Below are 18935 nucleotides of genomic sequence, written 5' to 3'. Positions count from 1 at the left end.
TTGTAAGCGAATTGTTAGATACGGGCGAGCCGGAAAAATTCAATCAGCGTGACGCGGTTGCCAGCTTGACGCCAAGTCCGACGAATGCACTGCCGACGACGCGGTCGAGCCACTTGCGGATGGCGGGTTTGCCGGAGAAGCGGCGCGTAACGCTGCCCGCAACCCATGCGACGAAGCTGTTCCACGCCGTACTCATCAGCACGAAGACGACGCCGAGCACGAGAAACGCGAGCGCCTTGTGGTCGCTGCCGGTGCTGACGAATTGCGGGAAGAACGACACGAAGAACAGCACGACCTTCGGGTTCAACACGTTCGTCCAGAAGCCTTGCAGAAACAGCTGGCGCATCGACTTCGGCGCCACCGCGGTGCGCTGCGCGCCTGCATGTTCTGGCGCGTCGGCCGCCGGTTTGGCGAACACCAGCCGCACACCGAGATAGATCAGATACATCGCGCCAACGAACTTGATGACCGTGAACGCGGTGGCCGATGCGGCAAGCAGCGCCGTCAGCCCGAACGCGCAGGCGAGCGAATGCACGCAGCAGCCGGCGGAGATGCCAAGCGCGGACATCAGGCCCGCCGCGCGGCCCTGTGCGACGCTGCGGCCGACGATGTATGCGGTGTCGGGCCCCGGCGTGACATTCAGCAGAAAAACGGCGGCGAGGAAGAATCCGAAATGGGTGATGCCGAACATGAAAGCCTCATAAGTTGGCGCATTGCATCGAAGATTCTAACGCGCGGCAAAGCGTCCGCGCGAGTCGGCCGAACGGACGATGGCGACGTGAATCACCGCCTGTTAATGTTCGTGAGGCTGAGCGAAGCGCTGGCCGACAGCGAGCGTGGAGCCCGTTAGAAATTCGCGGGCGGGCAGGCGCTTGCCGCCCGGCTTTTGCAGTTGCGTCACGCGCAGTGCGCCGTTGCCGCACGCGATCACCACGCCCTCTGCCGAAATCTCGACAATCGTGCCGGGCTGCGCGCCGGCGTGCGGCAAAGCCACTGCGGTCGCGGACCAGATCTTGAGCGGCGTGCCGTCGAGCGTGGCCGCGCCGCCGGGGAACGGATCGAACGCGCGCACCTGGCGCGCGAGCTCGACGGCAGTGCGCCGCCAATCGAGTGCGGCTTCGTGCTTGCCGATTTTTTCGGCGTAGGTCGTGCCGTCTTCGGGCTGGGGCGTCGCAGGCAACCGGCCGTCGCGTTCGAGCGTCGCGAGCGCATCGACAATCAGTTGCGCGCCCGCGTCGGCCAGCCGGTCGTGCAGGGTTGCAGTCGTGTCGTCGTCGCGAATCTCGGTGCGCGTTTCCGCAATCATCGCGCCGGTGTCGAGACCCGCGTCCATTTGCATCAGCGTGATGCCGGTCGCCGGGTCGCCGGCTTCGATCGCGCGGTGAATCGGCGCGGCGCCGCGCCAGCGCGGCAACAGCGACGCATGAATGTTGATGCAGCCGTGCGGCGGGATGTCGAGCACTTCCTGCGGCAACAGCAGGCCGTACGCGGCGACCACCATCACGTCGTGCGGCGTTGCGCGCAGCAGATCGATCGCCGCTGCGGCCTCGGCCGGAAACTTGCCGTTCCGCCGCAGCGACGGCGGCTGTGCGACGGCGAGGCCGTGCTCCTGCGCATAGCGCTTGACCGCGCTCGCCTGCAGTTTCATGCCGCGTCCGGCGGGCCGATCGGGTTGCGTCAACACGAGCGGTACCGGAAACCCGGCTCGGTGAATCGCGGCCAGCGCCGCCGCCGCGAACTCGGGCGTGCCGGCAAAAATAACGCGCAACGAATGGCTCATGTGCAAAAGCGTCTGAAACGAAACGGCAATGAGGCGGGAACGGATCGCACGCGCGTCACATCGCGTGCGCGAGCTTCTTCATCTTGCTCTTGATGCGTGTCTGCTTCAGCGGCGACAGATATTCGACGAACACGCGGCCCATCAGGTGATCCATCTCGTGCTGGATGCACACGGCGAGCAGACCTTCGCAGTCAATCTCGTAAGTCTCGCCCTTTTCGTTGAGCGCACGCACGCGCACTTTTTCGGCACGTTCGACGTTGTCGTAAATGCCCGGCACCGACAGGCAGCCTTCCTCGGAAAGCTTCCGCTCGTCGCTCGACCAGACGATTTCCGGGTTGATGAACACACGCAGCTCATCGTGCGCTTCGGACACGTCGATCACGATCACACGCTCGTGCACGTCGACCTGCGTCGCCGCGAGGCCGACGCCGGGCGCGGCGTACATCGTTTCGGCCATATTGGCGACCAGCTTGCGGATCCGGTCGTCGACGGCCGCAACGGGCTTGGCGACCTTGTGCAGACGCTTGTCCGGGTAATTGAGGATGTTCAGTAAAGCCATGGTCATCAGGTTCAGTGAAGCGCCGCCACGGACGCGTAAGTCGCGCAATAGGCCGATTGGCCAGCTTGTCAGCGCGGCGCCATGCGCACAGGATAGATAGCGACAGAAGCCTTTCGATTCAACGCGCAATGTGGCCGGACAACGGGCCGAAGCGATGCATTCGTGCGCGAAAACGCGGCGTCACCGTGTGTTTTGGGTTGAATTATTTCGGATCATGAAAATTTTAGCATGGCGACCGCTTGCGGTGGCCCGGCTGGGGGTTTGACGTTTCAATGCAATCCATAGCAAAAACCGATCAGGAAGTCGCCGCGTGGCTGCGGCTGACCATGGCGCCAGGCCTGAAACCGGCCGTACTGCGCATCTTGCTCACGCGCTTCGGTCTACCGGAGGCCGTGCTCGGCCAGCCGTTCGAGTCGCTTGCCCGCGTGACGGACGAGACGTCCGCGCGCGCCGCGCTTGGCGCGCCGGGCGCGGATTTCGCCGCGCAGCTGGACGGCGTGCTCGCATGGCGTGACGCGCCCGGCAACACATTGCTGGCACTCGATGACCCCGCCTACCCGCCCGCGCTGCTGACGATGCCGGACCCGCCGCCTCTGCTATATGTAAAGGGACATCCCGCGCTGCTGCATACGCGCAGCGTCGCCGTGGTCGGCAGCCGCAGCGCGACGCCGCAAGGCGCGGAAGACGCGCGGCGCTTTGCGCATGCGTTTTCGGATGCGGGCCTTGTCGTCGTATCGGGCCTCGCGCTGGGCATCGATGCCGCCGCGCATCGCGGCGCGCTGGCCGGCCTCGCAGGGACTGTCGCAGTGGTCGGAACGGGCGCGGACGTCGTCTATCCGCCCGCTCACCACGGGCTTGCGCAGGAAATCGCCGCAAGCGGCGCGATTCTTTCCGAATGGCCGCTCGGCACGCCGGCACGCCCCGCGCACTTCCCGCAGCGCAATCGTCTGATCGCAGGGCTCGTCAACGGCGTGCTGATCGTTGAAGCGGCGATGCGCTCCGGTTCGCTAATCACCGCGCGGCTCGCCAACGAAATGGGGCGGGATGTGTTCGCACTACCCGGCTCGATCCACGCGCCGTTGTCGCGTGGCTGCCATCGGATGATCAAACAGGGCGCGAAGCTCGTCGAAACACCGGAGGACGTGCTCGAGGAACTGGGCGTCTCAATGGCGCCGCCGGCCGGGCGCAACGCCGCTTCCGGCCAGCGCAGCCTGCCGCTGCCGCTATCGGCGCCGCCTGTCGACGCGGCGCAAAGCTCGTTGGTTCCCGACGCGCAGCGGCTGCTCGACGCGCTGGGCCACGCGCCGGCTACGCTTGAAATTCTCGCCGCACGCACCGAAATGGACGGCTCCGCGCTTCAGAGCACGCTGCTGCAGCTCGAGTTGTCCGGCCATCTGAGCGCGCTGCCCGGCGGACGGTACGTGCGCGCCAGTCACAGCCGGTGACGCGCCATGCTACATTCGCGCGAAATCACTGACGAAAAACGAGCCTCAAGGAATCACCATGCCCGCGCTGAACCTCGATACCGACTCGGACCGGATCGCAGAGCGTGTCAACGACCGCGATACGCTGTTCGTTGCGTGTCTATGCGCGCAATGGTGCGGAACGTGCCGCGAGTACCAGGCGGCGTTCGACGCGCTCGCGGACAAACATCCCGACATCTGTTTCGCATGGATCGACATCGAAACGCATGCGGACCGCTTCGACGACCTTGACGTGGAGAATTTCCCGACCATCCTGATCGAAGATGCGGTGACGACGCGCTTCTTCGGCACGGTGCTGCCGCAGCCGGGCATAGTCGAGCGCATGCTGGTCGATCTGACGACGCTGCCGGGCGTGACCGGTGCGCCGAAACTGAGGCCTGCGCTCGCCACCGCGTGACGTTGCGTGACACTTGCATCACCGGTGTCCGCGTCGCCGGGCGGCTGCGGTTCGCATGATTCGCGCGGCGCGGCATGCGAATTGCGAAAAGCGCGAGACACGATTATGCGACGCTTGCCCGGAGCACCGGCACGCAATTAAGATGGGCCGCTTTTTTCCGCGCATGGGTTGCCACGATGGCGGCGTGTGCTATAAAGCGGTCGTTAATAGGTACGCAACCGGAAAAGCGAACGAGCGTCAAATAAGGGCGGTGTCCGCCCGGCTGCACCCGAATTCACCCACACACAATAGTCATGTCCAAAGCACTGATCATCGCCGAAAAGCCATCCGTCGCGAACGACATCGCGCGCGCTTTGGGCGGCTTTACCAAGCATGACGAGTATTTCGAAAGCGACGAGTACGTCATCTCGTCGGCTGTCGGCCACCTGGTGGAAATCGCCGCGCCCGAAGAATACGAAGTGAAGCGAGGCAAGTGGAGCTTTGCTCATCTGCCGGTCATTCCGCCGCATTTCGATCTCAACCCGATCGTCAAAAGCGAGTCGCGGCTCAAGGTGCTGACGCGGCTGCTCAAGCGCAAAGACATCGAGCGGTTGATCAACGCATGCGACGCGGGGCGCGAAGGCGAACTGATTTTCCGTCTGATCACGCAGTACGCGAAAGCGAAGCAGCCGGTCCAGCGGCTGTGGCTGCAGTCGATGACGCCCGCCGCGATTCGCGAAGGCTTCGCGCATCTGCGCAGCGACCACGACATGCAGCCGCTCGCCGATGCCGCGCGCTGCCGCTCGGAAGCCGACTGGCTGGTCGGCATCAACGGCACGCGCGCGATGACCGCGTTCAACAGCAAGGGCGGCGGGTTCTTCCTGACCACCGTCGGCCGCGTGCAAACGCCGACCTTGTCGATCGTCGTCGAGCGCGAGGAGAAGATTCGCCGCTTCGTGCCGCGCGACTATTGGGAAGTGAAGGCCGAGTTCGTCTGCGCGGCGGGCTTCTACGAAGGCCGCTGGTTCGATCCGAAGTTCAAGCGCGACGAGTTCGACCCCGAAAAGCGCGATTCGCGGCTGTGGAGCCTGCCCGCGGCGGAAACCATCGTCGCCGCGTGCCGCGGGCAGATCGGCACGGTCAACGAGGAATCGAAACCGTCGACGCAGCTTTCGCCGGCGCTCTTCGACCTGACCAGCCTGCAGCGCGAAGCCAACGGCCGCTTCGGCTTCTCGGCGAAAAACACGCTTGCGCTCGCGCAGGCGCTGTACGAACGCCACAAGGTGCTGACCTACCCGCGTACCGACGCGCGCGCGCTGCCCGAAGACTATCTGGAGACGGTCAGCAGCACGCTCGAGATGCTCAAGGAGAGCAACAACTATCTGCCGTTCGCGAAGCAGGTGCTCGACAAGGGCTGGGTGAAACCGAACAAGCGCATCTTCGACAACTCGAAGATCAGCGACCACTTCGCAATCATCCCGACGCTGCAAGCGCCGAAGTCGCTGTCGGAGCCCGAGCAGAAGCTGTATGACCTCGTCGTCAAGCGCTTCCTCGCGGTGTTCTTCCCGGCCGCTGAGTACAAGGTCACGACGCGCATCACCGAAGTCGTCGGTCATCACTTCAAGACCGAAGGCAAAGTGCTCGTCGAACCGGGCTGGCTGCAAATCTACGGCCGCGAATCCGCGGGCGACGACGCGAATCTCGTTCCGGTGCAGAAAGACGAGAAGGTGAAGACCGACAAGATCGCCGCGCAGCAACTCGTGACGAAACCGCCCGCACGCTATAACGAAGCGACGCTGTTGTCGGCGATGGAAGGCGCGGGCAAGCTGGTCGAAGACGACGAGCTGCGCGAGGCAATGGCCGCGAAGGGGCTCGGCACGCCGGCCACGCGCGCCGCGATCATCGAAGGTTTGCTCGGCGAGAAGTATCTGGTCCGCGAAGGCCGCGAGCTGATTCCGACCGCGAAAGCGTTCCAGTTGATGACCCTGCTGCGCGGTCTCGACGTCAAGGAACTGACCGCGCCGGAGCTGACCGGCGAATGGGAATACAAGCTGTCGCAGATGGAACGCGGCAACTTGCAGCGCGACGCGTTCATGCAGGAAATCGCGCGCATGACGCAGACCATCGTCAAGCGTGCGAAGGAATACGACTCGGACACCATCCCGGGCGACTACGCGACACTCGAAACGCCGTGTCCGAACTGCGGCGGCCAGGTGAAGGAGAACTACCGCCGCTTCGCATGCACGAAATGCGAGTTTTCGATCTCGAAAATTCCAGGCGGCCGGCAATTCGAAATTCCGGAAGTCGAAGAACTGCTGCAGAAAAAGGAAATCGGACCGTTGTCCGGGTTCCGCAGCAAGATGGGGCGTCCGTTCTCGGCCATTCTGAAGCTTTCGTTCGATGACGAGATCAAGAACTACAAGCTCGAGTTCGACTTCGGCCAGGACCAGGGCGGCGAAGACGGCGAGGCGCCGGACTTCTCCGCGCAGGAACCGGTCGGCGCGTGTCCGAAGTGCCACGCGCGCGTGTACGAACACGGGATGAGCTACGTCTGCGAAAACTCGGTCGCGAATCCGAAGACCTGCGACTTCCGTTCGGGCAAGGTGATCCTGCAGCAGGAAATCGCGCGCGAGCAGATGGCGAAGCTGCTCGAAGGGGGCCGCACGGATCTGCTGACCAACTTCAAGTCGTCGCGTACCGGCCGCAACTTCAAGGCGTTCCTCGTCAAGCAGAGCGACGGCAAGATCGGCTTCGAGTTCGAGAAGAAGGAGCCGTCGGCGAAGACGGCGGCCAAATCGGCCGCTGGCGCAAAGTCGGCTGCAGCGGCAAAGGCGGGCCGCGCCGAAGCGGCGAACGACGAGGGCGCGGATACCGATGTCCTGACGGTGGAAAAACCGCCGGCCAAGTCGGCGACGAAGGGCACGACGGTCAAGGCCGCCGCGGCGAAGAAAGCGCCGGCAAAGAAAAGCGCCGCGAAGTCGACCGCACGGAAGACCGGATCGTAGCGAGGTTTGGGGGCCCCCGGAAGTGGGCCCTCCGGGCGGAGTCACGCCCGACCGCGACACACACGTGCGGGGTGCACGCATCATTACCGCGCACGCGTCCGCGTTGAACACTCGCACTGCAACAAAAAAGCGCAGCCGTTAATCCGGCTGCGCTTTCATATCCAACAGACCCCTTACGTTTATTCGTCTGCAGAGTGCGTCAACATGTCGCACCCTGCGGCACGCCTTTACGCCCGATTAGCGCACGATCCGCGACGGCAGCGCTCCGCGCGCGCGGTGATGCACGCCCGGCGGCTGCTTGGTCGGCGCGAGTTCACTGTCGAGCAGCGCCGACAACGGCTCGGCGCCATCGAACGCTTCCGGCGGCATCACCGTCGCGCCCACGTCATGCATCGACCCTAGCGGCACCGGCTCGAGCCCGTCCTTGATCCATTGCTCGCCAAGCAGGCTGTTCGGCGTCTGGCTGAAGTGCTCGACGAGGTGGTCGATAAACGTCCGCACCTTGGCCGGCAGGTGACGGCGGCTCGGGTAAGCGATATTGATCTCGACCTGCGGCAACCGGTAGTCGCTGAGCAGCCGCACCAGCTTGCCGCGCGTCGTGTCGCGGCCGATCAGGTAGCTCGGCAGGATCGCGATGCCCATGCCGAGCAGCGCGAACTGGCGCAGCATTTCGGTGTTGTTCGCGACGATCACATTGGTCGGCCGCACGCGCACTTCGCCGTCCGGGCCGGTGAACACGCGCTCGTCACCCCAGTACTCGGACGGCAGCGACAGGCACGGATGCTCGAGCAGCTGCTCCGGACGCGTCGGTGTGCCGTGCTTTTCGAGATACGCAGGCGTCGCACACACCGTCATACAACCGGTGGTGAGCCGCCGCGTCACAATGCTGGCGCTGCGCATATGCCGCGCGATCACGACACCGACATCGAACCCTTCTTCGACCAGATCGACCTGGCGGTCGACCAGCGTCACATCGGGAATGACTTTCGGATACCGTTCCGCATAGGTTTGCAGCACCGGCGCGAGATTGTGCAGCCCGAACACGACCGGCGCGACGATGCGGAGCGTGCCGACCGGCTCGTGGTTACGCGCGACGACCATCTGCTCGACGTCTTCGAGCTCGTCCAGAATCTGGCGGGCGCGCTCCAGATACACCTGACCGGACTCGGTCAGCGACAGGCTGCGCGTGGTGCGATTCAGCAGCCGGGTGCCGAGACGGCCTTCGAGATCCGCGACGTGACGGGTGGCGACTGCGTTCGAAATATCCATCGCGCTAGCCGCGCGGGCAAAACTGCCGAGATCCGCCACTCTGACGAATACTCTCATCGACTGCAAATGATCCATTGACGACTCTCCTGCTGCTGTGTTGCCGCTTCCATCCGAAAGTGAGGCCGGAAGCACATTTGGAATTCTCCTACGACTAGGGAAAACGTGCAGAAGTTGCCCAACTTCGAGCATTTTTAATGAAAATTCGCACCATCTTATTCGTAAGCGGAATGCAGGCCAAGCAATTGTTCCCGAAACCGAAACAATGTGCTGCGCCGCACCCAAATGCGCTGTATACAGGTGAACACCGAAAGCAGACGCTTTGTTCCACGAAAGCGCAAAGAAAACAGACGACGCTTCGCCGGGCAAAAAGAAGCCGCCCGCAGGCGGCTTCACTTTCCGGCTGACGCCGGCATGCACCGAAACCGGTCGCGGACTACGCGGCGAGCTTGCGCTCGAGCGCGGCTCGCGCGTCCTTCAATGCCGCCGGCAAGCCATGTTGCAGCGTATCGAACAGGTCCGCGTGCAGTGCGAGCTCGGCTTTCCAGGCCGCATCGTCGACGGAAATCACCTGCTCGAACTGCTCGCGGGTGAAATCGAGGCCGCTCCAGTCGATATCCTCGTAGCGCGGCGACACACCGAACGCGTGTTCAATTCCCTCGGCATCGCCCTGGATGCGGCCGACCATCCACTGCAGCACACGCATGTTTTCGCCGAAGCCAGGCCACACGAACTTGCCATCCGGCCCTTTGCGGAACCAGTTCACACAGAAGATTTTCGGCATCGGCGTGTTCAGCTTCGCGAGACGCGCGCCGGTTTTCAGCCAGTGGCCGAAGTAGTCGCTCATGTTGTAGCCGCAGAACGGCAGCATCGCGAACGGATCGCGCCGCACGACGCCCTGCTCGCCCGCCGCGGCTGCGGTGGTCTCCGAGCCCATCGTCGCGGCCATATAGACGCCTTCGACCCAGTCGCGCGCCTCGGTGACGAGCGGCACGGTCGTCGAGCGGCGGCCGCCGAAAACAAACGCATCGATCGGCACTCCCGCCGGGTTCTCCCAATCCGCATCGACCGACGGACACTGCGCGGCCGGCGCGGTAAAGCGCGCATTCGGGTGCGCGGCCTTGCGTCCGGTTTGCTGCGCGGCGGCCGGCGTCCAGTCCTTGCCCTGCCAGTCGATCAGATGCGCGGGCGGCGCGTCGGTCATGCCTTCCCACCACACATCGCCGTCGTCGGTCAGCGCGACGTTCGTGAAAATGACGTTCTCTTTTAACGTCGCCATCGCGTTGTAGTTGGTTTTCTCGCTCGTGCCAGGCGCGACGCCGAAATAGCCCGCTTCGGGGTTGATCGCGTACAGCCGCCCATCGCCGCCCGGCTTGATCCATGCGATGTCGTCGCCGATCGTCGAGATCTTCCAGCCGTCGAGTCCTTCCGGCGGAATCAGCATCGCGAAGTTCGTCTTGCCGCACGCCGATGGAAACGCCGCGGCGACATAATGCTTGCGCCCTTGCGGCGACGTCACGCCGAGAATCAGCATGTGCTCGGCCAGCCAGCCTTCGTCGCGGCCCATCGTCGAAGCGATGCGCAATGCGAAACATTTCTTGCCGAGCAGCGCGTTGCCGCCGTAACCCGAGCCATAGCTCCAGATCTCGCGCGCTTCCGGGAAATGGACGATGTACTTGGTGTCGTTGCACGGCCAGCGCGCATCTTTTTCGCCGTTCGCGAGCGGCGCGCCGACCGAGTGCACGCACGGCACGAACTCGCCGTCTTCGCCCAATACGTCATACACCTTGCGTCCCATGCGCGTCATGATGCGCATATTGGTCACCACGTACGGGCTATCGCTCAACTCGACACCGATGTGCGCGATCGGCGAACCCAGCGGCCCCATCGAAAACGGCACGACGTACATCGTGCGTCCGCGCATCGCGCCGTCGAACAGACCGTCGAGCGTCACGCGCATCTCGTCGGGCGCAACCCAATTGTTGGTCGGGCCGGCGTCTTCGCGGCGCTTCGAACAGATAAACGTGCGGTCTTCGACACGCGCGACATCGGACGGATCGGACCACGCGAGATACGAGTTCGGACGCTTCGCAGGATTGAGCTTGCGCAACATGCCCGCATCGACCATCTGCGCACACAGCCGGTCGTATTCCTCCTGCGAGCCATCGCACCATACGATGCGCGCGGGCTTCGTCAACGCAGCGATGCGCTGCACCCAATCGATCAGTTTGCGATTTTTGACCCAGCCGGGCGCGTGGACATCGACGTCGGTGGACTGGGCTGTTGCGAACGCGAGATGATTCATCGAGCTGTCTCCGTTTTAGAAAAGTTATTGAAAACGGTACAAGCCCTGCGACACTGCATTCGCCGTGTCCCATCACGTACGCGAGACCGAAGCATCGGCGGCGCGTAAGCGGCGTCATGCGCACCGCACGCGCGGCATGCGATCTCGCAGGTCGCAAAGGCTGTCAGCCTGTTGCGCCGCGCGCGTTTTGCGGTTTCACCCGCCGCTTCACCGCGACGTACGCCACGGTGCAACGGTATGTAAAGCGGCTTGCGCGGACATGCAACAAACTGTTAAAAACGAGGTCAGTTGTGTTTTCCGTCGTGTGCCGCCGCGATGCGGACATGTCCGCGTTTTCGCAAGGACGGCACCTGTACGGTAAAGCATCTATCAAGCCCGGCGTGTTCCCTACATCACATGTGGACACGCAAGCCCAGGTTTCCGTTCCGCGCCCCGATGGTGCGCCGCAAAACACTCACGCCATGAAGATTGCCATCCTCGACGATTACCAGGACGCCGTCCGCAAACTCGATTGTTTCCAATTGCTCGCCGACCACGATGTCAAGGTCTTCAACAACACCGTGCGCGGCCTCGGTCAACTCGCCAGTCGGCTCGCGGAAACCGACGCGCTGGTGCTGATCCGCGAACGCACGCGCATCAACTCGCAACTGCTCGACAAGCTGCCGCATCTACGCATGATCAGCCAGACGGGCAAGGCATCGAGCCATATCGATCTCGATGCATGTACCGAACGCGGCATCGCGGTGCTCGAAGGCGTCGGCTCGCCGATTGCGCCGGCGGAACTGACGTGGGCGCTGATCATGGCGGCACAGCGGCGCATTCCGCAATACGTCGCGAATCTGAAGCAGGGTGCGTGGCAGCAATCGGGGCTGAAGACGTCGGCGATGCCGCCGAACTTCGGTTTGGGTCAGGTGCTGCGCGGCCAGACGCTCGGCATCTGGGGCTACGGCAAGATCGGACGGCTGGTCGCCGGTTACGGCAAGGCGTTCGGGATGAACGTGCTGATCTGGGGTCGCGAGCACACCCGCGAAGCGGCGCAAGCGGACGGCTACCAGGTTGCCGAAAGCCGCGACGCGTTATTCGAGCAGAGCGACGTGCTGTCGCTGCATCTGCGTCTGCATGACGACACGCGCGGCATCGTCAAGCAGGCCGATCTGATGCGGATGAAGCCGACGTCGCTGCTCGTCAACACGAGCCGCACTGAATTGCTCGAGGAGAATGCGCTGGTGGGCGCGCTTGCGCACAACCGGCCCGGCATGGTCGCGATCGATGTGTACGAAAGCGAGCCGATTCTGCAGGGCTATAGCCTGCTGCGCATGGAAAACGTCATTTGCACGCCGCATATCGGCTACGTCGAACGCGAAAGCTATGAGCTGTACTTCAGTGCGGCTTTCAAAAACATTCTGGCATTCGATCAGGGCGACACGTCGAGTGTCGCGAATCCCGAAGCATTGCAGCGCGGGCGACGCAAATAAGCGACGCAAACAGGCGACTCGACTAAGCGCGACGCGCGCGATTGATTGCACATCGTGCGCGACCGACGTCGCACAGAAGCAGTACCGCGCGCGGTGCGAATGCCAGTCAATCAATCGTGCGCGGCGGCTGCGAACAGTTCCGGCGCGCGTTGCAGGAACTGCTCGCCGTCCGCGCGTCCGAGGTTGTACGCGTGCTGCATCTGCGATGGACTCGTGTAATCCCAACTCGAAATCGGCACCTTGCGCGACGGCTGCACATAAAGCCGCCGCTGATTGCCGTGCGGCACGACGAACATCTGCGGCCGCGGATACAGGCGCGTGACCATTACGAGCACGTCGCCGGGCGTCGGGTCGAGGGCGCCGACCGGCACGTTGTCGACCATCCCGCCATCGAGCACCGGGCGGCCATTACGCCGCAGAACCGGCGTGAACGGCGGCGTGCATGAAGACTGCAGGATCAGGTCCGCCAGATCGTCAACCGTCGCGCAGTCTTGCGCACGCACGAATTCCGGATGAAAGCCCAGTGTCTGACCGAGCGTCGGATGCAGCGTTTTGCGCAGGTACTTTTCGATGTTGTACGCGATAAGCCCCGCAGCGACGGCGCTGCGCGCGCCGAGCCAACGCGGCAGATGCGACACGCCGATGCGAATTTCGGGCGCGTGCGCGAGCTTGCCGAACCTGTCGCCGTAGATGTCGAGCAGCGCCTGCCGATAGATGCGGTAGTGCGGGAACACCGATTCGCCGCGCAGCAGATTGCCCCAGTAGGCGTTCTTCGTGTTGTTGCGCAGCGCCTGCGCGTAATAGCGCATGACCCACTCCGCGTCGCGCGTGTAGAGCATGCAGGCCGTGGCCGCACCGGCTGAAATGCCCGCGATGACACGCGGCCGGATATTCAGTCCAGGCTGGACGATGTCCCAGAACCCGGCTTGCCACCAGCAACGGTTGCCGCCGCCTGCGAATACGACTTGATCGAACATCGGTGTGTTTTGTATTGGGTGAAGCGTGTGTGTTTGTGATGCCGCTGTAAATACTCGCTGTCCCGCCGAAGCACTGAGCGTTTCATCTTTCGCTGCAGCTGAATCGAGGCGTTAGTCGAGCAGTGCGTGGGTCGTCGTTGCATGGACGGCCATTTTGCCGTCTGCATCGGCGAGTTCGACTTCGCCGAACGCGAGATTGCGGCCGAGCCTGAGCACGCGCGCGGTGACGAGCACATCTCCGTTGCGGACTGCGCGCATGAAGCTGATATTCAGCGACACCGTCGACATCGGCTTGAAGCCGCCGAGCGCCGCCGAAATCGCGACGACCATCGCGGTGTCGGCGGCCGCCATGAAAACCTGCCCGCAGATAACGCCGCCGCTGTGACGCAATTCGCCGGAAAACGGCAAGCGCAGCGTCGCGCTTTCGTCGTCGGCCTTGACCGGCGTGAGTCCGAGCCCGCGTACCCACGGCGCGAGCACGCGGTTGAGCAAATCCTGAACGGCGCTTTCGTCCATCTTCTGTCCTTGTTCGGGCCGCGTGATGCGTGCGTCGCGGCGCAGTGGGAACCATGATACCGGGACGATTTCGGGGCCGCGTTTTTAAGCGCTGAGTCGGCATGGGACGGGGCTGAGACGGCCAAATAGGACTTTCCGGGCGTTCTTTCAGTTGAAAACGCGAAAGGGGCTAGGCAAGTCCGAAAAAATGTTGGATAATTTCGCTCTTCGTTGGGGCGTTAGCTCAGTTGGTAGAGCAGCGGACTCTTAATCCGTAGGTCGAGTGTTCGAGTCACTCACGCCCCACCAGTGAATTCAAGGGCTTAGCGCATGCTAGGCCCTTTTTTTTGCGTGCCGGAAACGGTGTTGCTACTCCTTTGCTACCATCTGCAACGTTTTCCATAGAGGAATCGTGAAAGATGGCAGACGCTACGATCCCGGCTCAAAACCCGCTGTTTATCTCTCGCGCCGACTGGCGCGATGAAAATCAGTACCCACGCCCCGATCTACTGGACCCGTCCATCTGGTCTTGGGAGTTCTTGCGCCGCAGCAACGAATACGCACAGGAATTTGACGCGCTGCAGTCACTATGTGCGGACGTCCCTGCAACACCCTTCCCTATGGACTCGCTACTCCATTATGCGTGCGACCCGGTTCCGGAAAAGCGCGATGTGAACTACAAAATCTATCGTGAACGGCACCCGAGGCACTTCGTCTTTCCTATCAAGGATTACGTCCGGAGAGAGTGGGGTATCAATATCTTGGCTGACCCAAACGACAGATTCGCCGAGATCATCGACCGCTCTCGAATCTACGACAAGAACAACAAATTGGCATGGCTATTCGCATGCAACACAGTCGAAGCTCTCAACTCTCCTGCGACGCTGCTGGTGAATGAACACGGCCTCTCAAAAGCCACTGGCTTCACCACACGAGACGAAGTTGTGTTTCGAATGAGTCTGACCGGGAACCTCGACGAGCAAGTAGAATCGATGCGCCGCCAAATCGCCGCGTTCTTTGAAGGCGGAAACCGCAACGGCGCTTTCGTCTTCACCGAGTACATCGATGTTTCAAGCAGCCCTACGGCTAGATATTCCCAGGAACATCGACGACCGATCGATGACGACGATGCGTCGTCATCCCGCGCGCAAGGTCTCCTAGCATCCCAAGGCTCGTGGAAATGGGCGCCTGTGAGACTCAAATCCCTTCATTACGTGTTACGCATGGCCGACGCCATTGCGTCGCTGGAGCAAGGTACGTTCATACATCAACTTGAAGATGACGGGGTCAATTGCGAGGATGTCCTCTCCATCGTTGAACATAGTACGGATTCTCCATATATTTCGTACGACGACGTTTATGAACCGATGAGCCGCTTGCTCGCCAAATATTTCCGCCGAAATCCTCTCACACGTGAAGCACGAGACGCTGACGCAAAGACAATCCTTCGGTGGCTAGAAATGGCTGACGCGCTCGTCTCGGAGCGTGCCTATTTACACGTGGCACGAACGAACGCCCGCGATCCCTCTTCATGAGCTAAGCGGCCCGCTTGTTCAGCCCGGGGATTTTGTCCCCCCTCCCAATTTCTTGGTTTCTCGCCAACTCACTCTATACATTGGTCACGTTCATTCAACCTCAACCGGAGCCGAACGTGACCACGAAGACTGTCCAGACTTCCAGCCTGCAAAGCAAGGCGCTCAACAATTTCCTTGACGACCGAGCGCTTGCAGACCTGCTGAATATCTCTAAGAAGACGCCAGCCCAGTGGCGCTTCACAGGTAAGTTTTCAAAGGAACTGCCCTTCTACAAATTCGGCCGCTCCGTACGGTATCGTCGCGAAGACGTCGAGGCGTTCATTGCCAGCATGCGCGTTGATGGCCATCCCGGTGAGACGGAGGAGTAAATGCCCATGTTATCGCCAACCAAACGAGCCACGAAACAAACCGTTCCCAACAAGCGGGGCCGCGCGCACGCACTTCCCTTAGAGATGCATTCGGGGGGCCGACCCACGTCGCGCAAACGCAAGACTGCGTCGATTATCGCGCAAAACAGCCACGTAACTAACGAGCGTGGCAACACTCCCTCGAGTCGCCGCGCCAAGGGTAGCGAGCGATCGCATGGCGTCGCGAGCAGCACGAACTCCACTCAATTCAAGGACGGAAAAGACGGACTCTACGAATGGACTGGTGGAGCGTATCGGCGCGTCTGTTCCGGCGTGCAATGGCTCGCGAACACAGTTGACGCCGATGGCAGTAGACCCGCACACGTACTCCATATCTGGACGCTCAATGCCGCATGCAGAAAAATAGAGGTGCCTCGCGAAATTGCCGAGCAGCCTCAAGAACTCGCGCGTCTTGTTACCATGCAAGGCGTGCGGCTCGAACGCGGCAAGTCAGCGGCGCGACAACTCAGCGACTACCTTGCTAGTCGACCGAGCTACCCAACTTATACACGCGTTCTTCGTGACGGCTGGCAAATAATCGGCGACCGCGAAGCATACGTGTTTGGCGACACAGCGTTCGCAACGGCAAAGCGAAACCTCCCTATTGCGCGAATTCCGTCAGCTGCGCAACGCATCCGACAAGGTTCGCTCGAAAAATGGAACGAGATTGCACTACTTTGCCGAGGCAATCCCTTGCTAATCACGTCGCTATGCGCAGCGTTCGCGTCAGCGCTATTGCAACCACTCGGACGTAACAGCTTCGGCGTCTCGTTTGTTGGCAAGTCGAGCACAGGCAAAACGACAGCGTTGCGACTTGCCCTCGCGACAATCGACTCTCCAACCGCACTTGCCACATGGGCAAGCACAGCAAATGGTCTAGAGGCGCTCGCGATGCAATACCCGCACATGCCTCTGGTTCTGGATGAGATAGGTCTTGCTTCGCACGACGTCGCCTCCGATGCAGCGTATCGATTGACCGGCTCAGGCAAGCTGCGTGCGGTTCGTGACGGAAGTCTTGCGCCAATGCAACGTATTACTTCGGTCACGATTTCCGCTGGAGAGGAGAGTATTACTGCACGCATCGAGCAACGAGGCGATCACGCGAAATCCGGACAATTCGCCCGTTTCATCTCCTTGCCTAGCGATGATGCGCATGGTGTGTTCGCGGCGCTTCATGGAAGCATGAACGGCGCTGCATTCGCAGAGAAGCTGAACCGATTGCTGAACGCGACACACGGTGTCGCGTGGGAACCCTTCGTGAAATACCTCGCTTCGAACACTGACGCCATTAAAAAACTGCACACGGCCAACTTGCAAGGAGTTGCTTTTCATCTCACGAAAGAAATCGAATTCGATGCCAGCGACGGCGTCTGCGCTCGAGTGCTCGAAAACTTCGCATTGATGTTTCGCGCCGGGAATATTGCACGGAAAGCCAAAGTTTTCCCGATCAGCGACACAGAAATTGTTGGTGCGCTTCGTCACTGCCTGCGCAAATGGGCCGAACAATATCGCCAGCGCCTCGTGACACCGACGCAAGCTATTCTGGATGACGTGAGTTATTTCTTGCAGAGACATCGCCACAACCTGCCGCGCTGGGCCGACTATTTCAATGCAGATTGCAACACAAGCATTGGCTTCACATGCTCGCTCCGCAGCGGTGACGAAGCGTACTTGATCTTTCCCGGCTCCTTGGATGGGCTGAAAAAGAAGCACGGTCGTGAAACGTTTCATCGTGCACTCATCGATTCCGCCTGGCTGCTTCCTGGTACCGATGACCGTCCTACGCAACAGCGCCGATTCCCCCCGCCGAATACTGGTCGCACTGCAATGTATGTGTTCAGCAAGTCGGCCATCTTTTGTGACTGACAGAACGGCCTCGTTCGCGCAGATGCTCGCGAAGTCTACATATCTACGTAGACTTCGCCGGAAAGATATGCAAAGCAGGCGTTCAGATTTGCGGCGTACGATTGCTTCGGCGCAATACTAGTCTATATACCCTCATATCCTCCTCTCGATACCCCTTCCGAAGAAAACTGTAAAGGCGAAGTGCAGTTGTCCGCTGCGGTACGCAGCTCGTCATGCACTTCAACAGGAAGGGAGTTAAATGATCGATTTCATTGACGTCACCATTCACTTGCAACATACGCCGTTCGGTAACGAACGTACGAAGTTGATCGAGAATTCCACGTCGCCCGCGACATACAAGCGGTTTAGTAAGAAAGTGGTATTGCAGCCAGGCGGATCGCCTATCGACGCCTGCTCGGTCGAAAACGGATCGGGAATTAATATCCGTTGCTGTCCACTGAAGCCGTTGCAAGGACATAACGTGTTCGGCACAAACGACGTTTGTATGCTTGCCTCGACGATCATTTGCGGCGTCTTGCACAAGTTGAGAATACCGTACACGGACAATCAAAAGATCGCGTGGCAAAGAGGTGACTTCGAGCTCAGCGAGTTGCACATCACACATCGCTATCGCCTCCCCGAGAACATTACGCTAAAGCAGTTGTTCGGACACATGCTTCGGAACACCACTTTGCAATTCCGACCTAGGTGGCTGGAAGCTGGTGATGGCTTGCGCATGGAGGTGTCGCGCAGCAATGCAGCATGGATTTTCTATGACAAGGCGCTTGAACTCGACGAGAAACGCAAGAGACAATTCAAGCACCTGTGCGCGGTTGTGGGCGACGGAGACGTGGATGAAGTCTGGGAACGGCTGCGAACTCGCGCGAGGAATAGTATTCGCGCCGAAGTTAAGCTTTCCGACCGGTACCTTCAAGCGCGGAACCTCGACCGCGGTTCTGCGTGGACGGTTGAAACGGCCAAGGAAATCTATCGTATCGAGATGGAGAGGCTCCGGTTTGGATCGGTGAAACCACTTGAACAGTTACGCAGTTCGATTTTCGGCCTGACAAACGATTACTTGAAAAGAACGGTTGAGCTATGGGTTCGCGGCGCTGACCTGGTCAATTTGTTTCCTGAATCAACGCTGGAGACCCATCGTACGCGTATCCGCAAAGAGACTGGCATCGATATCGTGCTCGATGTACCGGACGTCGCGCCGCTTCTGCTGTCGGAAGTGTTCTCTGACGGTAATCTGTTACCGACGTTTCCGCGATGGCCAACTCGTTATAGCCTCGCAGTTGCGAATGCGCCGGACGATCGCAGGACTGGACGGGCAGGGGTGAGTTCTTTGTAAGTAGCTCACAAACGCTCGCGCGCAATGAGCGCTCACCTTATTGCGTAGTAGCGCGGACAGGATTGCTGTAAC

At 61.1% G+C, this 18935-nt stretch carries 16 protein-coding genes and 1 tRNA gene; 10 read left to right on the top strand and 7 right to left on the bottom strand.

Going from position 1 to position 18935, the window contains the following annotated elements; translation table 11 throughout:
- Positions 1-43: 43 nt before the first annotated feature.
- The 3 genes from HV675_RS26905 to def form a co-directional block, all read right to left on the bottom strand.
- Positions 44-691 (bottom strand): LysE family translocator, encoded by a 648-nt coding sequence (locus HV675_RS26905; RefSeq protein ID WP_175114500.1) that lies wholly within the window; start codon positions 689-691, stop codon positions 44-46.
- Between the two features lie 102 nt (positions 692-793).
- Positions 794-1780, bottom strand: a complete 987-nt coding sequence (fmt, locus tag HV675_RS26900) for a methionyl-tRNA formyltransferase (protein WP_175114499.1) — start codon at positions 1778-1780, stop codon at positions 794-796.
- Between the two features lie 55 nt (positions 1781-1835).
- On the bottom strand, positions 1836-2339 hold the full coding sequence (def, locus tag HV675_RS26895) for a peptide deformylase (protein ID WP_175114498.1): 504 nt from the start codon (positions 2337-2339) through the stop codon (positions 1836-1838).
- 272 nt (positions 2340-2611) lie between these two features.
- On the opposite strand from def, the gene dprA reads away from it, so the two are divergent.
- From dprA to HV675_RS26880, 3 genes are all read left to right on the top strand, one after another.
- Positions 2612-3784, top strand: coding sequence for a DNA-processing protein DprA (gene dprA, locus HV675_RS26890; protein WP_175114497.1), 1173 nt, complete (start codon positions 2612-2614; stop codon positions 3782-3784).
- A gap of 58 nt (positions 3785-3842) precedes the next feature.
- Entirely contained in the window at positions 3843-4220 is a 378-nt protein-coding gene (locus HV675_RS26885) for a thioredoxin family protein (protein WP_175114496.1), read from the top strand.
- A 293-nt stretch (positions 4221-4513) separates the two neighbouring features.
- Positions 4514-7204 (top strand): DNA topoisomerase III, encoded by a 2691-nt coding sequence (locus HV675_RS26880; RefSeq protein WP_175114495.1) that lies wholly within the window; start codon positions 4514-4516, stop codon positions 7202-7204.
- Positions 7205-7441: 237 nt separating this feature from the next.
- On the opposite strand, the gene HV675_RS26875 is transcribed toward HV675_RS26880, so the two are convergent.
- Positions 7442-8548: a LysR family transcriptional regulator gene (locus HV675_RS26875; protein ID WP_175114494.1), complete on the bottom strand. Its 1107-nt coding sequence runs from the start codon at positions 8546-8548 to the stop codon at positions 7442-7444.
- Positions 8549-8667: 119 nt separating this feature from the next.
- Here HV675_RS26875 and HV675_RS26870 point away from each other — a divergent pair, with 119 nt between their 5' ends.
- On the top strand, positions 8668-8877 hold the full coding sequence (locus HV675_RS26870) for a hypothetical protein (protein WP_175114493.1): 210 nt from the start codon (positions 8668-8670) through the stop codon (positions 8875-8877).
- Between the two features lie 29 nt (positions 8878-8906).
- On the opposite strand, the gene HV675_RS26865 is transcribed toward HV675_RS26870, so the two are convergent.
- Positions 8907-10775, bottom strand: a complete 1869-nt coding sequence (locus HV675_RS26865) for a phosphoenolpyruvate carboxykinase (GTP) (protein WP_175114492.1) — start codon at positions 10773-10775, stop codon at positions 8907-8909.
- 461 nt (positions 10776-11236) lie between these two features.
- Between HV675_RS26865 and HV675_RS26860 the strand changes: the two genes are divergently transcribed.
- The gene (locus HV675_RS26860) at positions 11237-12250 is read left to right on the top strand and encodes a D-2-hydroxyacid dehydrogenase family protein (RefSeq protein ID WP_175114491.1); all 1014 of its coding nucleotides are present in this window, start codon (positions 11237-11239) and stop codon (positions 12248-12250) included.
- A 110-nt stretch (positions 12251-12360) separates the two neighbouring features.
- On the opposite strand, the gene HV675_RS26855 is transcribed toward HV675_RS26860, so the two are convergent.
- Together HV675_RS26855 and HV675_RS26850 are read right to left on the bottom strand one after the other, a co-directional pair.
- Entirely contained in the window at positions 12361-13227 is an 867-nt protein-coding gene (locus tag HV675_RS26855) for a patatin-like phospholipase family protein (RefSeq protein WP_175114490.1), read from the bottom strand.
- A gap of 111 nt (positions 13228-13338) precedes the next feature.
- Positions 13339-13743, bottom strand: coding sequence for a PaaI family thioesterase (locus HV675_RS26850; protein WP_175114489.1), 405 nt, complete (start codon positions 13741-13743; stop codon positions 13339-13341).
- Between the two features lie 212 nt (positions 13744-13955).
- Between HV675_RS26850 and HV675_RS26845 the strand changes: the two genes are divergently transcribed.
- From HV675_RS26845 to HV675_RS26825, 5 genes are all read left to right on the top strand, one after another.
- Positions 13956-14031: transfer RNA gene (locus HV675_RS26845), tRNA-Lys, on the top strand.
- Positions 14032-14141: 110 nt separating this feature from the next.
- On the top strand, positions 14142-15257 hold the full coding sequence (locus HV675_RS26840) for a transcriptional regulator domain-containing protein (RefSeq protein WP_175114488.1): 1116 nt from the start codon (positions 14142-14144) through the stop codon (positions 15255-15257).
- 116 nt (positions 15258-15373) lie between these two features.
- Positions 15374-15625 carry a helix-turn-helix domain-containing protein gene (locus HV675_RS26835; protein WP_217478275.1) on the top strand — a complete coding sequence of 84 codons (252 nt, stop codon included), beginning with the start codon at positions 15374-15376 and terminating at the stop codon, positions 15623-15625.
- Positions 15626-15631: 6 nt separating this feature from the next.
- Entirely contained in the window at positions 15632-17530 is a 1899-nt protein-coding gene (locus HV675_RS26830; protein WP_246270566.1) for a DUF927 domain-containing protein, read from the top strand.
- Between the two features lie 238 nt (positions 17531-17768).
- A complete protein-coding gene (locus HV675_RS26825; RefSeq protein ID WP_175114487.1) occupies positions 17769-18863 on the top strand; it encodes a phage/plasmid replication protein, II/X family in 1095 nt (364 codons plus the stop codon).
- Positions 18864-18935 lie beyond the last annotated feature (72 nt).

Origin of the sequence: Paraburkholderia solisilvae, assembly GCF_902859875.1 — a bacterium.
GTDB lineage: Bacteria > Pseudomonadota > Gammaproteobacteria > Burkholderiales > Burkholderiaceae > Paraburkholderia > Paraburkholderia solisilvae.
The sequence above is the reverse complement of the archived record's forward strand: the minus strand, read 5'-3'. Positions and strand labels throughout refer to the sequence as shown.